The organism is Paenibacillus sp. BT-177 (assembly GCF_025846815.2).
GTDB classification, from domain to species: domain Bacteria; phylum Bacillota; class Bacilli; order Paenibacillales; family Paenibacillaceae; genus Paenibacillus; species Paenibacillus polymyxa_C.
Map to the genome: position 1 here is coordinate 141,226 of NZ_JAOYTP010000001.1, position 14,270 is coordinate 155,495.

16 protein-coding genes are annotated in these 14,270 nt (G+C 40.2%); all 16 read right to left on the reverse strand.

Annotation, left to right across the window (positions count from 1 at the left end; genetic code table 11):
* Positions 1-441: 441 nt before the first annotated feature.
* Complete coding sequence (locus tag OIU26_RS00730) at positions 442-1,458, reverse strand: discoidin domain-containing protein (protein WP_264215687.1); 1,017 nt, start codon at positions 1,456-1,458, stop codon at positions 442-444.
* Positions 1,459-1,784: 326 nt separating this feature from the next.
* Positions 1,785-2,453, reverse strand: coding sequence for a hypothetical protein (locus OIU26_RS00735; protein ID WP_264215688.1), 669 nt, complete (start codon positions 2,451-2,453; stop codon positions 1,785-1,787).
* A 97-nt stretch (positions 2,454-2,550) separates the two neighbouring features.
* The gene (locus OIU26_RS00740) at positions 2,551-3,075 is read right to left on the reverse strand and encodes a hypothetical protein (RefSeq protein ID WP_264215689.1); all 525 of its coding nucleotides are present in this window, start codon (positions 3,073-3,075) and stop codon (positions 2,551-2,553) included.
* Between the two features lie 489 nt (positions 3,076-3,564).
* Entirely contained in the window at positions 3,565-5,022 is a 1,458-nt protein-coding gene (locus tag OIU26_RS00745; protein ID WP_264215690.1) for a DEAD/DEAH box helicase family protein, read from the reverse strand.
* Complete coding sequence (locus tag OIU26_RS00750) at positions 4,958-6,247, reverse strand: terminase small subunit (protein ID WP_264215691.1); 1,290 nt, start codon at positions 6,245-6,247, stop codon at positions 4,958-4,960. Before OIU26_RS00750 ends, OIU26_RS00745 begins: the two co-directional genes overlap by 65 nt.
* Positions 6,248-6,319: 72 nt before the next feature.
* Positions 6,320-6,559, reverse strand: a complete 240-nt coding sequence (locus OIU26_RS00755; protein WP_264215692.1) for a hypothetical protein — start codon at positions 6,557-6,559, stop codon at positions 6,320-6,322.
* A 261-nt stretch (positions 6,560-6,820) separates the two neighbouring features.
* Positions 6,821-7,075 (reverse strand): hypothetical protein, encoded by a 255-nt coding sequence (locus OIU26_RS00760; RefSeq protein ID WP_264215693.1) that lies wholly within the window; start codon positions 7,073-7,075, stop codon positions 6,821-6,823.
* A 131-nt stretch (positions 7,076-7,206) separates the two neighbouring features.
* A complete protein-coding gene (locus tag OIU26_RS00765; RefSeq protein WP_193191553.1) occupies positions 7,207-7,848 on the reverse strand; it encodes a hypothetical protein in 642 nt (213 codons plus the stop codon).
* Between the two features lie 286 nt (positions 7,849-8,134).
* The gene (locus OIU26_RS00770; RefSeq protein WP_264215694.1) at positions 8,135-9,919 is read right to left on the reverse strand and encodes a DUF4365 domain-containing protein; all 1,785 of its coding nucleotides are present in this window, start codon (positions 9,917-9,919) and stop codon (positions 8,135-8,137) included.
* Between the two features lie 464 nt (positions 9,920-10,383).
* Positions 10,384-10,695, reverse strand: coding sequence for a hypothetical protein (locus OIU26_RS00775; protein WP_193191550.1), 312 nt, complete (start codon positions 10,693-10,695; stop codon positions 10,384-10,386).
* 67 nt (positions 10,696-10,762) lie between these two features.
* Positions 10,763-11,416 (reverse strand): hypothetical protein, encoded by a 654-nt coding sequence (locus OIU26_RS00780; RefSeq protein WP_264215695.1) that lies wholly within the window; start codon positions 11,414-11,416, stop codon positions 10,763-10,765.
* Positions 11,417-11,460: 44 nt separating this feature from the next.
* The gene (locus OIU26_RS00785; RefSeq protein ID WP_264215696.1) at positions 11,461-12,273 is read right to left on the reverse strand and encodes a DNA adenine methylase; all 813 of its coding nucleotides are present in this window, start codon (positions 12,271-12,273) and stop codon (positions 11,461-11,463) included.
* 12 nt (positions 12,274-12,285) lie between these two features.
* The gene (locus OIU26_RS00790) at positions 12,286-13,041 is read right to left on the reverse strand and encodes a DNA cytosine methyltransferase (RefSeq protein WP_264215697.1); all 756 of its coding nucleotides are present in this window, start codon (positions 13,039-13,041) and stop codon (positions 12,286-12,288) included.
* A 60-nt stretch (positions 13,042-13,101) separates the two neighbouring features.
* A complete protein-coding gene (locus OIU26_RS00795; RefSeq protein ID WP_264215698.1) occupies positions 13,102-13,773 on the reverse strand; it encodes an HNH endonuclease signature motif containing protein in 672 nt (223 codons plus the stop codon).
* A 72-nt stretch (positions 13,774-13,845) separates the two neighbouring features.
* Complete coding sequence (locus tag OIU26_RS00800; protein WP_123797309.1) at positions 13,846-14,028, reverse strand: hypothetical protein; 183 nt, start codon at positions 14,026-14,028, stop codon at positions 13,846-13,848.
* A complete protein-coding gene (locus OIU26_RS00805; RefSeq protein WP_264215699.1) occupies positions 14,025-14,213 on the reverse strand; it encodes a hypothetical protein in 189 nt (62 codons plus the stop codon). The genes OIU26_RS00800 and OIU26_RS00805 overlap by 4 nt, the downstream gene beginning before the upstream one ends.
* Positions 14,214-14,270 lie beyond the last annotated feature (57 nt).

Sequence of the window (14,270 nt, forward strand, 5' to 3'; positions counted from 1 at the left end):
AGGCAATAAAAAAAGCCACCCAAATGAGTGACTTGTATCTGCCTATGTATTTACAGCACCAAAGCAACACAGGCGCTTATTTAAAACCCGAAAAAATAAACAGCGATAGGTTCTATCCCGAAAGCGGGATGCAAAACGCTACGCTGTTACATAAAAGCATTTGTACTTAGTAACTATAGAGGAAGAACAAGACTATTTTACTGAGCTGCTGAAATTCAAGTCAAAACACGAAACTTCGATGCAGCGCAGAAATAGCGAAATAACGGGACAAAAGCTGCTCTTTCCTCACTTTTTCGTAATAATAATGACGTGTCGGGGAATTGAACCCCGCAAAATCTTTCGGACTGGGTCTGATGCGATGTTCTCATCAAACAAAAAAAGCCACTCCTCAGCGACTTAATTTGTATTATAAATCTGGTGCACACTTTTAGGGTTATTATCCTACTTCTCCTTAACAATAATGTTATTGCTAAAGCGTATCTCGCCAATTGCCGTATAATAAGGAACCCCATTATTCTGGGTAATATTCAGACGATAATAGCGGTATTTATTGTCATTATTAAATGTGTAAGTCCTTGATTCGCCGTAAGACCAATTTGTTTGATTTGTTTGAGTATCAAGAACTTCCCAATTTTGATCGTCATTACTGGCCTCAATAGTCCAATCTTTAGGTGTATATCCGATACCGTCTATACTCTTTGTTCTAGCGGTAATGGTATACTCATTGACTCTGAACATTTCAGAGAAATCAACTTTTAACCACCCAGTAGTGACATTCACTTTGGTTGCCCAACTAGTATAGATATCTCCATCAAATGCCTGGCAAGGTACAAAATCAGCCGCGTAAGAACTGGAAGCACTCAAAACTATTGAACTGTTTGGATTTGTACATACTTCTTTTGATGGAAGTGGTACTGGTGTTGTATCTGGTACTGGCTCTGGTGTTGGCTCTGGTTTAATTGTTCCATTTCCTACAACCGTAAATGGGTTACCTGAATTAATGATAATCGGAGTATTCCCATTGGTCGCAGTTATCCATCCACTCGCGATAAATTGACCATTTGCACCACTATTACCCTTGATAACACCATAGTAAGGAACATGATCACAACTGTTATTATTGCCTCCAAAGTTAACCTGATAGAAGACAGTATTTACAGAAGGGACATATTTGTTCACTCCCAATTCTATGTCCGACTTAATCCCGTTGTACTCCTCATCCGCTATTGTTATAGGAACACCAAATCGATCGTATAAACTGAGATTAACAGCAGCATCAGAGGCACTTAAATTAGTTATGTTTATAGAAAGCTGGATTTGATGGGACCTATCACAAAATGAGTTAGCCGGAATAGAAAAGGCGATCCCTTCTTCCTTCGCTTGTTCTGAATAAGCAACTGCTCCGATACTCGAAAAAAACAAACACAATATTAAAGGCATTGCTTTTAAGTATTTCACAAAATCCCCCCAATTTTTAGATATCAAATTATTCATCGGAATTTTGTTGTAAATAATTAATACTTAAGCGACCTAGGGAATCGAACCCCGAAAAAAGGTTTCAGACCGGGTCTGATAGGATGTTTCCGCCGGTTAGCAGTTTCCTCCAGCCTGTACGAGCCGCAACAAAAAGGCCGGCACATTGGCCGACCTGATCACCGAGACTCGAAAGCTGCGGTTCGTTCCTTATTTGATTATCCATGATACAAATTTACCGTATAAAAAGTTCAGTGGCGGGTCATACATCAGTCAAATTCCAATCAAAAACGGTCATTGTTATAGGGACTCTAACTAATGGATATATACTTAATTGCTTTATCAATAGGATTTACAGTTACTCTCATTGATTTACATACGCTAGCAAAACACCTTACTGCTAAATAATCCTTAAATGCTTCACCTAAATACCATTGGTGTGGCATTAAAATTAATTCTCCAGCCTCTCTTATAAAGGTATTGTTTAAGAATGTCCACAACTCAATGATTGATCTTTCAGATGACCTCTGTATCAACTCAATATTGACTTTGTATTCTTTCTCTTCTGAATAATCAATACTCACAGATTTTTTTTTGTACAAACTATATGCAATTTGATTTATTTCTCCAGAGTCGATCAACCTTTCAATAAGACCTTTCGAAATTGCCCTTAATTTACTAAGCATAATTTGAGCATGATCCTTATACTCAACAATTTTACACTCTTCAAAATGCGACCCAATCTCTTGTAATATTTGCTCTCTAGTGTCTTTATCAAAAACTGGAATATGTAAAACAGCATTTGAATCGCCTGTTTCGAATGGCAAAAGAAAAAATTGAGCCAATACTGATAGTTTCTCTTCTATACTCTCATTTGTTTTTATTTTTTTTATGCTAGGTCTATCAAGAATAGTAGTTTTGTTTCTAATTTCGATAGTTACTTCTTCCTGATTATTTAAAATCTCTTCAAATAGTCTCATCTTCATTCCTCCTATATATATCACCATAACAAATACTTAGTACTAAGACAAAAAAGAGAACACAAGGATTGAAGAGTAATTGTGTTCTCTTTTTAGGTTATTTAGTTGTAAAAGTCACTTTAGCTCCATTAGCTGGCAAGTTAAACCCAGTAGCTCCAGTTACAGAAACACCGCCATAAAGTTTTGCTGAATGGAGTCCTGGGTTGCTGTATACTGTTTCTCCTTGATTTGATACATGTGTAGGAACTCCATTTGTTGGATAATTAAAGGTATCCTTTTGCCCATTAGACCATACTAAAGAAATATTAACACGAGTTATTTTATTTTTTTTATCATCCATTGTAATAGTCCAATTACCCAATGCAGTACTTCCGTCCACATCAACCCAGAAATCTAATGTTGCATACACAACTTTAGTTTTTTGAGTAGAAAAGTCTCCATAAACTGCATTACTTACAGAGTTATCAGTGACTTCTAATGGAATATTGACTGTAACACGTTGTCCTGATGATGAAGCAACTGAGTTCAGCTCTCCTTCAGATTGTGTCGTCTCTGCAAAAGAGTAAGTAGGAAAAACTAGAACCAGAGCCGCTAACAAAATCGAACACACTAATTTTTTCATGTAAATCATTCGCATAATCCTCCATCTATGTTTTTTTGTAAAATGATGTAATGTAACTATTTTAATTATTAGAAATTTAATGATATTTGTCCATAATTATAAAGTCTCATAATTTTTAATAAAAAAGCAAATAATTGTCACATTATGTCGTTTCCTCTTTCAGCTGTGGACTCAATAACATTCAAACCTCTTACCAATATGGCGATAGCGCCAGCCTTAATCCGTTTAAGTGAGTTTTCACTAATTCCCATTTCTCCACAATTGATGTAGTCAAATTCACTCTCATTGCCTGAATAGCTTACCTTTGCATACTAGAAAGCTTAGTCATGCCAGTTTCAACAATTCTTTACCTCAAGCTCTGCTTACTTATCTACATTGTACACGGCGCTGTTCTCCATCTGCTTGCTGTCGCACTAGTGGATTGATGCTCTCTATATGAATACGCATGTGCAACCGCTATCTTTTATCTTATAAAACTGCTCTACCACATTATCTTTTTACTGCCACACTACCTATTGAAGGAAGCATAATATGTGTGTCTGGTTCCATCAAATATTCTCCAAATGTCAAAACAAAAGCGTCAGCTCGGTCTGGTGACTTGAGCCCACGCTTTTTCATATCCTTCTTACTTTCAAGCAGCATTTTACCCTTGCTGGTCATGATCCATTTACGTGCTGTAAGTTGGGTTATAAGAACATCGTCATCAGGCAATTGAAGAACGCTCACATCTCCATTAATGAAATTACTCATATTCTGTTCCAATTGATCCTTAATAGAGGCCCACATTTCAGTAACTAGGTTTCCATAGTGCTCATCTAATGAAGAAGAACCATTGTTAATTGGAATGATTTCATATGGTAGCCCTTCTTCAGCTACGATTTCATTTAGTCGATCCGTTACTCCTCCGCCTACGCCGCTATCATCAACTCTTATTCTTATTCTGTTTAAATATGGATGAGCAACATGCAGCTCTTTAGCTAGGTTAATCACCCATCCGGCAGTAACCATTGTGTCCTTTTTGAAATGATGGTGTTCCCCTACAATTTTTGGCCCTATGCCAGCAAATATTGAGGTCTCATCATCCCCAAACCGCGCGACGTCCACTCCTATAGTTAGCATATCTCCAGTGGGTTCCAGTTTCACTTCTTTAGCTGCAAATTCAGCCACTTCCAAAGAAATAAATGTATCTGATTCTCCACGGGGAAATTCACCTTCAACCCGGACTCTCCATACATCGCTGCCTTCACCATACTTACGCTTGAGCATAGCGATATTATCCTTGCTTGTTCTTGGGCTATCTAAGCATGACACCTTACGTGTTTTATAATCCGCTCTGTCCTTATTGTGTGAATCATAAAAAACACCCGACGTTTTTGTCGGGTTGCCGCACATCAGTATTTTATTGAATTCACCAGACAATGTACCTAAGATAGCCTCCATGATTGGATCAGCAACGCCCGATGCTTCATCAACGATAAACAACATGTAGTCTTCGTGAAAGCCTTGCATGTTCTCAGGCTTAGTAGCTGTCCGAGCTGTAGCAAACCAGCGTTCCTCATAGTTCTTCATGTATATTTTGGTCTTTGTCCACTTAAGGATTCGTTTTAATACCGGACTTTTAGATTGCCATTTATTAATCTCAGCCCATAACACGTCATGTAGTTGCTGCCTTGTAGGAGCTGTACAAATCACCTTTGGATAAGGAAAACAGGACAAAAACCATAATGCTGTTGCCGCTTCTAGTCCTGTTTTCCCAACACCCTGACCTGAACGTACTGAAACGCGCGGATTATTTGCTAAATCCATTAGAGTGCTTGCCTGCCAATCATCAGGATAGAACTTCAGCATTTCTTGACAGAACAATATAGGATTCTTACGGTACTCAGGAATCCGTATCTTGAATGCTTGAAGCCTCCGTTTCGTCTCCGGCGAGTCCTTCTGCCTCATCACCTACCACCGCCTCTACCCAGTCGTCAATTAAATCGTCTTCTGTATTGCCTTCACCCGTGACCTTTGCCCTTTCGAGTTCAAGTTTCTCACGCTGCATCTTAAGTTTTTCGTCCTCAAGCATCCGTTTATGTTTGTCTGGAAGCAGATCCATGTATTTAGTCAGCACGTCCAATGCCTTAGTTTTATCGTGTAGTTTAACACTTACGCCATCCTTGCCCTGCTTGACTTCTGAAACCAGAGTTCCATCAATTTCATCACTATTTTTAAAAGAAACATAATTGTATCTGTACTTTTTCGTTTCTCCAGTGTCAGGATCAAACACGGGATCTCCTTCTAAGCCAAGAACATCCTCTTCCTTTTGACCGAATTCCACGTAGTCCGTTATGTCTGCAAAGGCAATTTTCATGTACTCCATAAGAACGCGCTGAGCATTTAAACCAACCCCATCCATTAGGGATTCGTTGTAATTCTGTATCGCAGCCTTAATTTCAGGTTTCCTCAATAATTCCCATCCAATTGAATATGCTGTTTTCTTACTATATCCAGCAGCCATTGCCGCCCTTGTCGCGTTGAAATCTCTGAGGTATTCCATTATGAATATCCGCTGTTTCGGCGTTAACCCCTCTTCGTCTGGAATTTCCGGCTCCGGTTTCTCCTCAATTACTGGAACGTTCTTTTTTGTTTTGGAACGCTCCATATCATTAGAGCGTTCCGGTATTTTTTTCGGAACGTTCCGTATTTCTGGAGCAGCGACTTTTAGTTCTTTAGAGAGCGCATCAACTGTTAGCAGGGTAGCATATACCTCTCTTGGCTTATCACCTTGATATGTACCAATGAATTTACGCCGCTCCATTTCATCAATCAGTCGGGCTGCTCTGCTATAACCTATCCTCATTCTTCGCTGCAATAAAGAAACCGAGGCTTGTTTGGCCTCGGCTACAATTTGGACAGCTTTTAGAAAAAGATCGTCAGGATATGATGTTATATCTTCATCTTTCTTTGCAGGTTCATTTTTTTGATCAGTTTCATCTTCATCAGAACGTTCCGTATGTTCCGCTTCTCCAGCAATCAAACTCTCCCACTTATCTTTAGCCTTCCATCCTCTTACCGTACCTTCAGATACACTAAGTTGAGAGGCTATATCTGTGAGACGTATGTTGCCGGAACTGGCTTTGTATAAATCAAATGCTTCGTCCCGTTTCGGATCTCTCTTTCGTCCCATATCTTATTATTCACCCCTTTTGATAATGTATCTGAAGCTAAGGAAAAGTTTCCTGAACAAATAAAAAAGCCACTATTCAGCAGCTTTCTCTTGTTTTTCTTCGTATTCTCTTAGATATTCCACTTCAATTTGGAAACCTTTTTTATACCAATTTCGTCCAAAGAATTCCCAGTAGCCCTCTTGAGTATGGTATTCTTCTTTAATATGTTTCCAATCCATATAATTTGTAAGAAAGTGTACCCAAATGAGTGATGATAATGATAGCGGTATGATTACAAAAACAATTATAAAGTCTTTAAATTTTTTATTCACTCAAATTCATCTCCTATATTGTTCCATACGATTGTATCGACATTAAGGATGCAGAATTTTATACAACAATACAGCCTTTAATCCAAAATTAAAAAGAGCAGCGATTTTACGCTGCTCCTATTGTAGTGATCGGTAATTTATAACATGCGGTTACCGCTAATCCGCCATGCCTGGAATAGGCCTTAAATGGACATCCTTCTTGCTCCGGGTTTATATTACCCTCTGAGTCCTGTCTCCGATTTAGTTTTAGTTTTGGAAAAATTACAGAAGTTGACCAGCTAGTGCTTTAAGGCCACTTGGTACAGCAATTTGTTTACCATCATGTTTATTTCCGTTTACATAAGCTGTGTCTTTGTCTACATAATAGACTACACCTTCGCCGCCGATAACCGGAAAGCCGCTTTCGTCGTAATCCAGATTTGTACCTACATACTTGCCATGCTTGGCTGCTTCACTTTCCAAGGAATGAAGGTGTAAAATCCCCGTGTTGTCTAAAAATGCATAACTTTGTGCCATGTTTGTTGCCTCCTAGAATGGATTTAATTTGTTCCTGAATAAAGTGTAAATCCTTTCTACTTCGGGCCTACTACGGATTTCCCTTGATTCTAACAACAAGCAAAGACCGCAAAGGCTTAAGCCCTTACGGTCTAATTTACTTCTGGCATCCTCAGTCCAATTTCACCTTCTTTGTTACGGCCCCGACCATAGTCGATGATCACAAAATCCAATGTTCGGTTGACTTTAAGACTTTTTGATAAATTTTCTATGGCCTTGCGTCTTTTGTCAGCGAATGTTGTGGCTGATATACCATGAATTCCTTTTTTATACTCTCTGTTCATATACTGTTGAGCTTTTAGATACTTCATCCCATCTAGGAACAAGAGTTTCGCAGCAAGCCTTTCATGCGCATCTCTAATGTTAGAGATTGCAAAACGGATATTGTTTGTAATGAGGAGATAAAACCTGTAATTTATGTGTCGCTGATCCTTGAGCAAAACAGCATTTGCCGTCACGTCTGCCTTCAGTTCTTGACCTGTTACCCTTTTTGCTACAGAGCCTTCGGCTGAAAGCAAGTCATACGCCGACATTCCGTTTTCAATCTGCTCAAGTGAATGTTCATAGTTTTTGATTACATCAATTAAATCAGTATATTTGTTTAGCAGCCATTTTGTTTTTCTTCTATCTACTGCATCTACATCATCAAAGAAGTTTACTTGGACTATTTTCTGTGTTCCAGAAGGATCTTCATTATACTGAGCGCTTAATTCTACAGACTGAGTTAGTTCCATAAACATGTATCCTTTCGAAAGAAAATTATTTTTTTATATTTTCTCCAAAATAAGTATAACTATCTAAGAGTGATTAAATCTGCAACCAAAAATCTTAGAACAAAAAACGGGAATTATTTTTCAAAAAAGATAAGTAAAATATATGTAGGAGCTTGAGTGTTCTCCTATTTCTCAAATGTAAATTCAAACCTTAGTCGCTATGCTGATGCGCACTCCAACCTAACTCAGACGTAGAAAAAATGATCGAAGAACGAACAAAGCCTCGGTAATAACAGGGACATTCAAATTATAATTCAAGATATAATTTGTAGATGGGTAGGTCTCTGTAAAACTCCTGTGTTTCAAATTTAAATTGTCTGAACCCGATGTTTGCTTCAATTTTATTTTCTAATAAAACGTTAATGCAAAATAGGAGATCTTTGTCACTACGAGATATTGCCTCATGTTTTAATTCGATCAATTTCTCAATCATAGTTTCTTCTAATGTTCTATTTAACCGTTTATGAATCTGGAGCCGATTTATGAATATTACCTGCTCTGAACAATCTCCCTCATCAAAGTCAGTTGGGTATTTATCATAAATATAGTTGGCTAAATCTAGTAATTGCGAATTATTACCCAGATCATAAGCTTGTATGCATTTTAAGCAAAATTGATTCGTCCAATTGAAAGTTTCCAAGTTGATAAATGGATCGAACTTATCAAAAGATCTCCTAATAATATCATAGTCAAAATTTATAGATTTCCCCAAAGCCTCTTCACTAAGTATAGTGTAGACACTATGAGGAAAACCTTCTCCTTCTTGATTTGTATGGATAACACAGTCTATCTTCAGAACCTCCTCGGAGAAGCCATTAATTAACAGTCTATCGTCCTTTGGATTGTGGAGCACAACAATCGACTTATCTCCCAACTTAATATTGAGTAATGATGTATTGTCAGGCTTCTCTATTTTTATCCCATTCAATGAATTTTGGCTCAAAGTCTTTGTGATTGCTAGTAATTGCGGGTAAACATCACTAATATTGGAACCACCAAAAAATGTATTTTCAGGGATGCCTAAACGTTCAAATGCAACAGTCATATCAAGGAGATTCTGTTGGTATACCTGCACCTCTTGAAGATCGCCTGATATCTTCTGTACATTTAGTTTGAGTACAAATCCATAATCCTCAAACTCTACAGGATGACCGGCCAATAAATCAATTACTAAAGGAATAACTTTCAATTGCGTTGTAAGAGACCTAAATCCCATAAAATGGAGATTGTATTTTTGTTCCCTTTCATAAATATTAATGGTAATTACTTCTTCAATAACAACTGTTATTTTATTCTGTTCAAAGGATATTTTCGATGTTAAAGAATATAAATCCCCATTAATATTTAATCTTGTTAAACTAGATGCACCCATGGATTCAATTCTTCCAACATTATAGGGAAAATGAGTTTCATTTATAACACCATATATATTAAAATCGTGTTCGAAGATCGAACTTGTTTTTGGGTTCGATGTATCAAAAGTCATACTAGATAATCTGTATTCTTGGAATGCTTCCGGGGAGAAAATTTGTTTCTCGACAAGCATTCTCGGTTGACGTTTCTGCTCCCTCAGAAATTTATAACAGACCGTATAGAGATTGGTTTCTTCTAGTGGCCGCAGTTCAACTGACTTTGTCTTTTGGTGACCATAGATACGAATAAGTTGATTGAGTTCCATTCCTAATAGCGACTTGTAAAATATTTTGCTATCTCCATCTGACTTTACTTCCACAACTAGCAATAACACCCCATCACTGTTCAAGTAATTTCTATAGTGGCCCATATCCAACGAAAACGATCTTACCCCTTTGTGAAAATGAGCCACTTCTGTCCCTTTAACTTGTACCGGAACAATTCCAAGCAATGATTCTTTTTTCTCTGAACCGTCGATAAAAACAGAAATGTTGCCATCAAAGGATATTCCCTTGTCGCCTACAGGAATATTGGGAACTAAAAAACACCCTGGTTGATTTGCGACGTTCGTGATAGCTCCTACTGCTAAGCGTTCAATTTGTCCATTTGACAATGTCATAGTTCATCTTCCTTTTGTGGAATAAAGATAAGTTAACACTCTTTATTATAGAAGTTTACGTTATATTTAGCCAAGCAAACGGACAACATATAACTGGAGCAACACTTAGTATAGAGGTATAAGCGTAATTCATGAGTCACGCCCTACTGAATCGCTTATATTCCGCTGCCCTTCTAGACTGTATAAACATCTTGGAGGCGAGCTTTTAACCGGATTTTTTATATTTACAGAAGGTATAGAATACCTCTCTCAGTTATAATTGAATTGGTAGTTGCAAGTAGTTTTATAAATCTGAAGGGATTTAGAGTACGGGGGTACAAGCTGCTATGCCTCAACCCTCCTCACAAATATTCCGTAGCAAATCCTCCGATGTACCCTTCAAGCCGCATAACCTCTGAACACACAAGTCCCAAGACTCTGATTCTACTGTCCATACCTTATCCTTGTACTTCTCCTTACGGGTCTCATAGCAACCGTGCATTACCGCCTCCTTGGGAAGCAGAACTACTTTGATAGGCGTCAGGAAGTTCAACCCTTACAGGCGGTCGATCATACACAGCCAGGGTCAATTCTCCGTTGCGGAAGTACTCCAAATAAAAATGAGTCCGTACTATTTTATCTTCACGAATAAACTTGAACTCTAAATATTCTCCTTTGATGTCAGTTATAATTCCGGTTTCATCTATTTCATCACCGCCCTCGTCGTGCCCGGTAACACGCGCCAGCATCCAACGTAAATTGGGGTTAAACGCCCATGACTGTACTGCTAATTCCATTTATAATCGTCTCCTTTTAGGGGTATAGGGTAAGAGGCTGTTATGCCTCTCCCCACGAGCTAGTGATTTACAGAACCTTTCCGCCGTGACGCTGGGGCCGCGTTGCATTGTAAGCCATCTTTTCGGTGATCGCCCCTTCCAAATCAATACCGTATCGGCCTGCTGCATCGAATACCCGGATCACGATGTCAGCCAGCTCGCTAGGGATGCCACACGGCTTGCAGTTTGGCGTAATAGGAGTAGTAAGCCGTGTTTTTAATTCTTTATTCTCGTACCAAACTTCCGTAATATCACGGCCATTTCGGTAATCCTCCAGCGCCTCAGACACCTCGCTGTGAATCAGGGCTATGATTTCCCCGAAACTCCGTTCTTCGTCCCACCAGCCTTTTGACATCGCATTTGAATGAGCTGCTTGTACCAATTCGCTAATAGCTATGGGCAAGTGCTTTTCTATCGTTGTGGAGCTGAGCTTTTTCCAGAACCTATGATCATCATCAAACCAGTCAGCATCCACCAAGCGGAAGGCAAAGGGTGAAATATCAATCTGTTGGTTTTCAAAATCCGTGTTATGCTCAATATCATTCATGGTTGCTCCAATTTGCAGTAGCTTATTAACGTTTTCCTCGGTACTTCCAACATAGATATATTCGATTGTATCCCCCATAGAGGACCAATCTTCTACAACAATACTGTTCAAAATTTCTAATTTATCATTTGCCATCTGATATCTCTCCTTTGGTATAGGTAGTAGGGGGTGTATCCCCCTTAAAATAGGGTTAATTGACGATTATCGAAGTTCATAAGCAGCATTTCCTCAGTGTCGATATCCGCACCAGAGCCGCCTACCACCTGTTTATGTGCGTCAAATGGATCTCGAGTGAAGTCGGGGTAAAGCCCTTTTATAAGCGGATCGTCGTAGTATGACAAGACGACTTTTCCACGTACATTGTGCAGCAGGTCCGCTAGGTCGCGATGGTCACGCTCTGTGAAGTTTCCAGCGTAATATTTCTCCCTGCCCACGTAAGGCGGATCCACGTAGAACAGGGTATGAGGATCATCGTATTTCTCAATAATCGTCCGAAAGTCTGTATGCTCAATCATCACACCTTTCATCCGCTCCGCGAAGTCCGGCAGCAGTTTACAGGCGCTAAGGTATCCGTTCGCCGGGCTTTGGCCAGAAACTGTACTGTGCCGCCAGCCTGTTTGCGGAACCTCTTCCGCATTCCCTTTGCCTATGGCTGACCGATTTAGATAAAAGAAACGTACAGCTCTTTCAAATTCATCCTCCGGCATCGCTTCACGCTTCCAACGTTCATACAACTGCCGGCTATACGGTAGAGATTCACAAGCTTGTCGAAGGCGTTCTGGATCCGTTCTGTTAACCAATAGAAAATTAACAACCAGTCCGTCAATATCGTTGTATACCTCGTGGGTTTTTCTCGGCTTTTGAGCAAGTACATGAACTGCGCCGCCAAAGGGTTCAACATATTTCCTATGGCTGGGGAAGTGACTTATGATGTGCTTCGCATATTTACTCTTACCGCCAAACCAGATTAATGGGCTGCGTACTCCTTGCATGGTGTATCCCCCTTATAGACTGTCATTTATGGCTTTTATAGCTGCTAAGATGGGGTATACCTGATAGGGACTCACTGCGTTGCCGAGCGCGTAACATCTGTCCACCCTATTGGGAATCCCATTAGACTTTCTTGAAACCGGGGGTCCAGATATGCCCCAATCAACTCGGGGTATCGGTCGCCAACTACGCCGACGAGCATCTTGCCATGCTTCCCAGTTCGCTCTGATGGTGCTAACGGTCTTATTCTCTTGTAGTCCTGACTTTTTGTTGGAGTGGGCCACAACCAATACCCTATATCGTTCATGGTCCGCATCAACGGCGAGAGCTGGTATATGGAACGCCCTTGCGGTGTATTGCAAGTGGTCCAGGTCATTAAAAACCGTGTCGATCCCCATTGTGATGTGCCCACTAACGTTTTCACCAACAAACCAAGGGGGCTCGAGTTCATCCAAGAGGCGTGCAGTTTCCGGCCAGAGCCATCGGTCATCCGCCGCGCCTCTTCGCTCCCCGGCATAACTTTCACCTTGGCAAGGATATCCGGCGGAAACAAGGTCAATTGCTCTACCGTCTCCAATTATTCCATCCTCCCTTAATCTATCTGCTGTCAGCGTACATACATCGTCGTAGATTGGTACGTCAGGCCAGTGCTTGCGAAGCACTTGCTGCGGAAACGGCTCACGTTCGCAAAATGCTACCGTCTCCATTTGCGCCCACTCAGCCGCCAAATCAATTCCGCCTATACCGCTGAACAGGCTTAATTTACGCATATGTCTCTCCCCCTTATGGAGGGCTGTTCCCTCCTTCTTATCCCCTATGGGGCATGCTGTTTAATCCTCAAATCGTTCTCCATAACCATATGAAGGAGCTGGTTTGCTAAAATTGTTTAAGGCATCGGATATCATATTTGTAAAAACAAGCATTTCTTTATCGTCCATCGCTTCCAGCAAACGTACTTCCCTGGCTTTCAAAGTTCGGTCTGCCGCTGAAGTAATCAGTTCCATGACTGGTTTTATGCTTTCCAAGCGTTCTTTTTTCTCGAATTCCACATGCTGCCGCGCCGCCAGTTTACGATTGTGCTCTTCCCAATCCTGTTCGTCGAACCAAAAGTAATCGCCGTATTTATCACGGAATGCCGATATCCAAAATTGAAGTAGTTCTTCATTTATTTGTATTCGATCATGGCAAGGCCAGCAGAGCCGCAGTCCGTTTGTCTTGACTCCTCGTCCTTTTCTCCCGCGCGGATATACATGATGGGTGGTCGTAGCCTCGGCGGTTTTACAGCATTCGCAGATTCCATTTGAATCGGCAATCAACTCCGCGATTACATCCTTTGAGAATTCGCCGCGCTCCTTGGTATTAGGTCGTGACTGATGATGAGAGAGAATGTCTTTCTTCCATTCAGGAACAGTTTTTTTATCCTTTTTCCGTTGTCCAAGGCTGCTGTAAGTCTTCTTTTGCTTTGGCTTTTTCTCCGGCTTCCAAAATGTTTGATGGGACATTCCCCTCGCCACCTTTCCGACAATTTAAATTCGTTTCTCCTTTGCTTATGCTTATATTTTGAGCCTAAACTACTACGGCTCCACTACGGATTTTAGAGGTTCAAGCAAGCCAGCTTCCTCTAAAATGGAATAATACTTATATCTTTCTTTCGTTGTTACACGCACTTCATTTATCGTATGTGATGCGTAGAAGGCTACAGCCTGCTGAACCTCAATCGGCTCATCTTCGAGCTTGTTTAAGTCGAGCCTTTTCACAATCTCCCCTCCCTTATGCGGCGATTATATTTCTCTTGAAAATCACCCTTTATTTTAGGCGGTAAGGTATCAATTACCTCATCCCATATGTTCAATAATTCACTGTTACATGAAGCAAACTTTTGTATATCCACGTAACGTTCCACCAATGCTGTAGTGAACTCATCCATTTCTTGTTCTGTCATACACCACGCCTCCATTACGTTTTTGGTTCCAGTACAATGTTTCTCTTTTGGGTACAG

Coding starts and splice junctions, on each gene's coding strand:
- OIU26_RS00735 (WP_264215688.1), bottom strand. CDS start 2,453: ATGAGACTATTTGAAGAGATTTTAAATAATCAGGAAGAAGTAACTATC.
- OIU26_RS00740 (WP_264215689.1), bottom strand. CDS start 3,075: ATGAAAAAATTAGTGTGTTCGATTTTGTTAGCGGCTCTGGTTCTAGTT.
- OIU26_RS00745 (WP_264215690.1), bottom strand. CDS start 5,022: ATGAGGCAGAAGGACTCGCCGGAGACGAAACGGAGGCTTCAAGCATTC.
- OIU26_RS00750 (WP_264215691.1), bottom strand. CDS start 6,247: ATGGGACGAAAGAGAGATCCGAAACGGGACGAAGCATTTGATTTATAC.
- OIU26_RS00760 (WP_264215693.1), bottom strand. CDS start 7,075: ATGGCACAAAGTTATGCATTTTTAGACAACACGGGGATTTTACACCTT.
- OIU26_RS00765 (WP_193191553.1), bottom strand. CDS start 7,848: ATGGAACTAACTCAGTCTGTAGAATTAAGCGCTCAGTATAATGAAGAT.
- OIU26_RS00770 (WP_264215694.1), bottom strand. CDS start 9,919: ATGACATTGTCAAATGGACAAATTGAACGCTTAGCAGTAGGAGCTATC.
- OIU26_RS00775 (WP_193191550.1), bottom strand. CDS start 10,695: ATGGAATTAGCAGTACAGTCATGGGCGTTTAACCCCAATTTACGTTGG.
- OIU26_RS00780 (WP_264215695.1), bottom strand. CDS start 11,416: ATGGCAAATGATAAATTAGAAATTTTGAACAGTATTGTTGTAGAAGAT.
- OIU26_RS00785 (WP_264215696.1), bottom strand. CDS start 12,273: ATGCAAGGAGTACGCAGCCCATTAATCTGGTTTGGCGGTAAGAGTAAA.
- OIU26_RS00790 (WP_264215697.1), bottom strand. CDS start 13,041: ATGCGTAAATTAAGCCTGTTCAGCGGTATAGGCGGAATTGATTTGGCG.
- OIU26_RS00795 (WP_264215698.1), bottom strand. CDS start 13,773: ATGTCCCATCAAACATTTTGGAAGCCGGAGAAAAAGCCAAAGCAAAAG.
- OIU26_RS00805 (WP_264215699.1), bottom strand. CDS start 14,213: ATGACAGAACAAGAAATGGATGAGTTCACTACAGCATTGGTGGAACGT.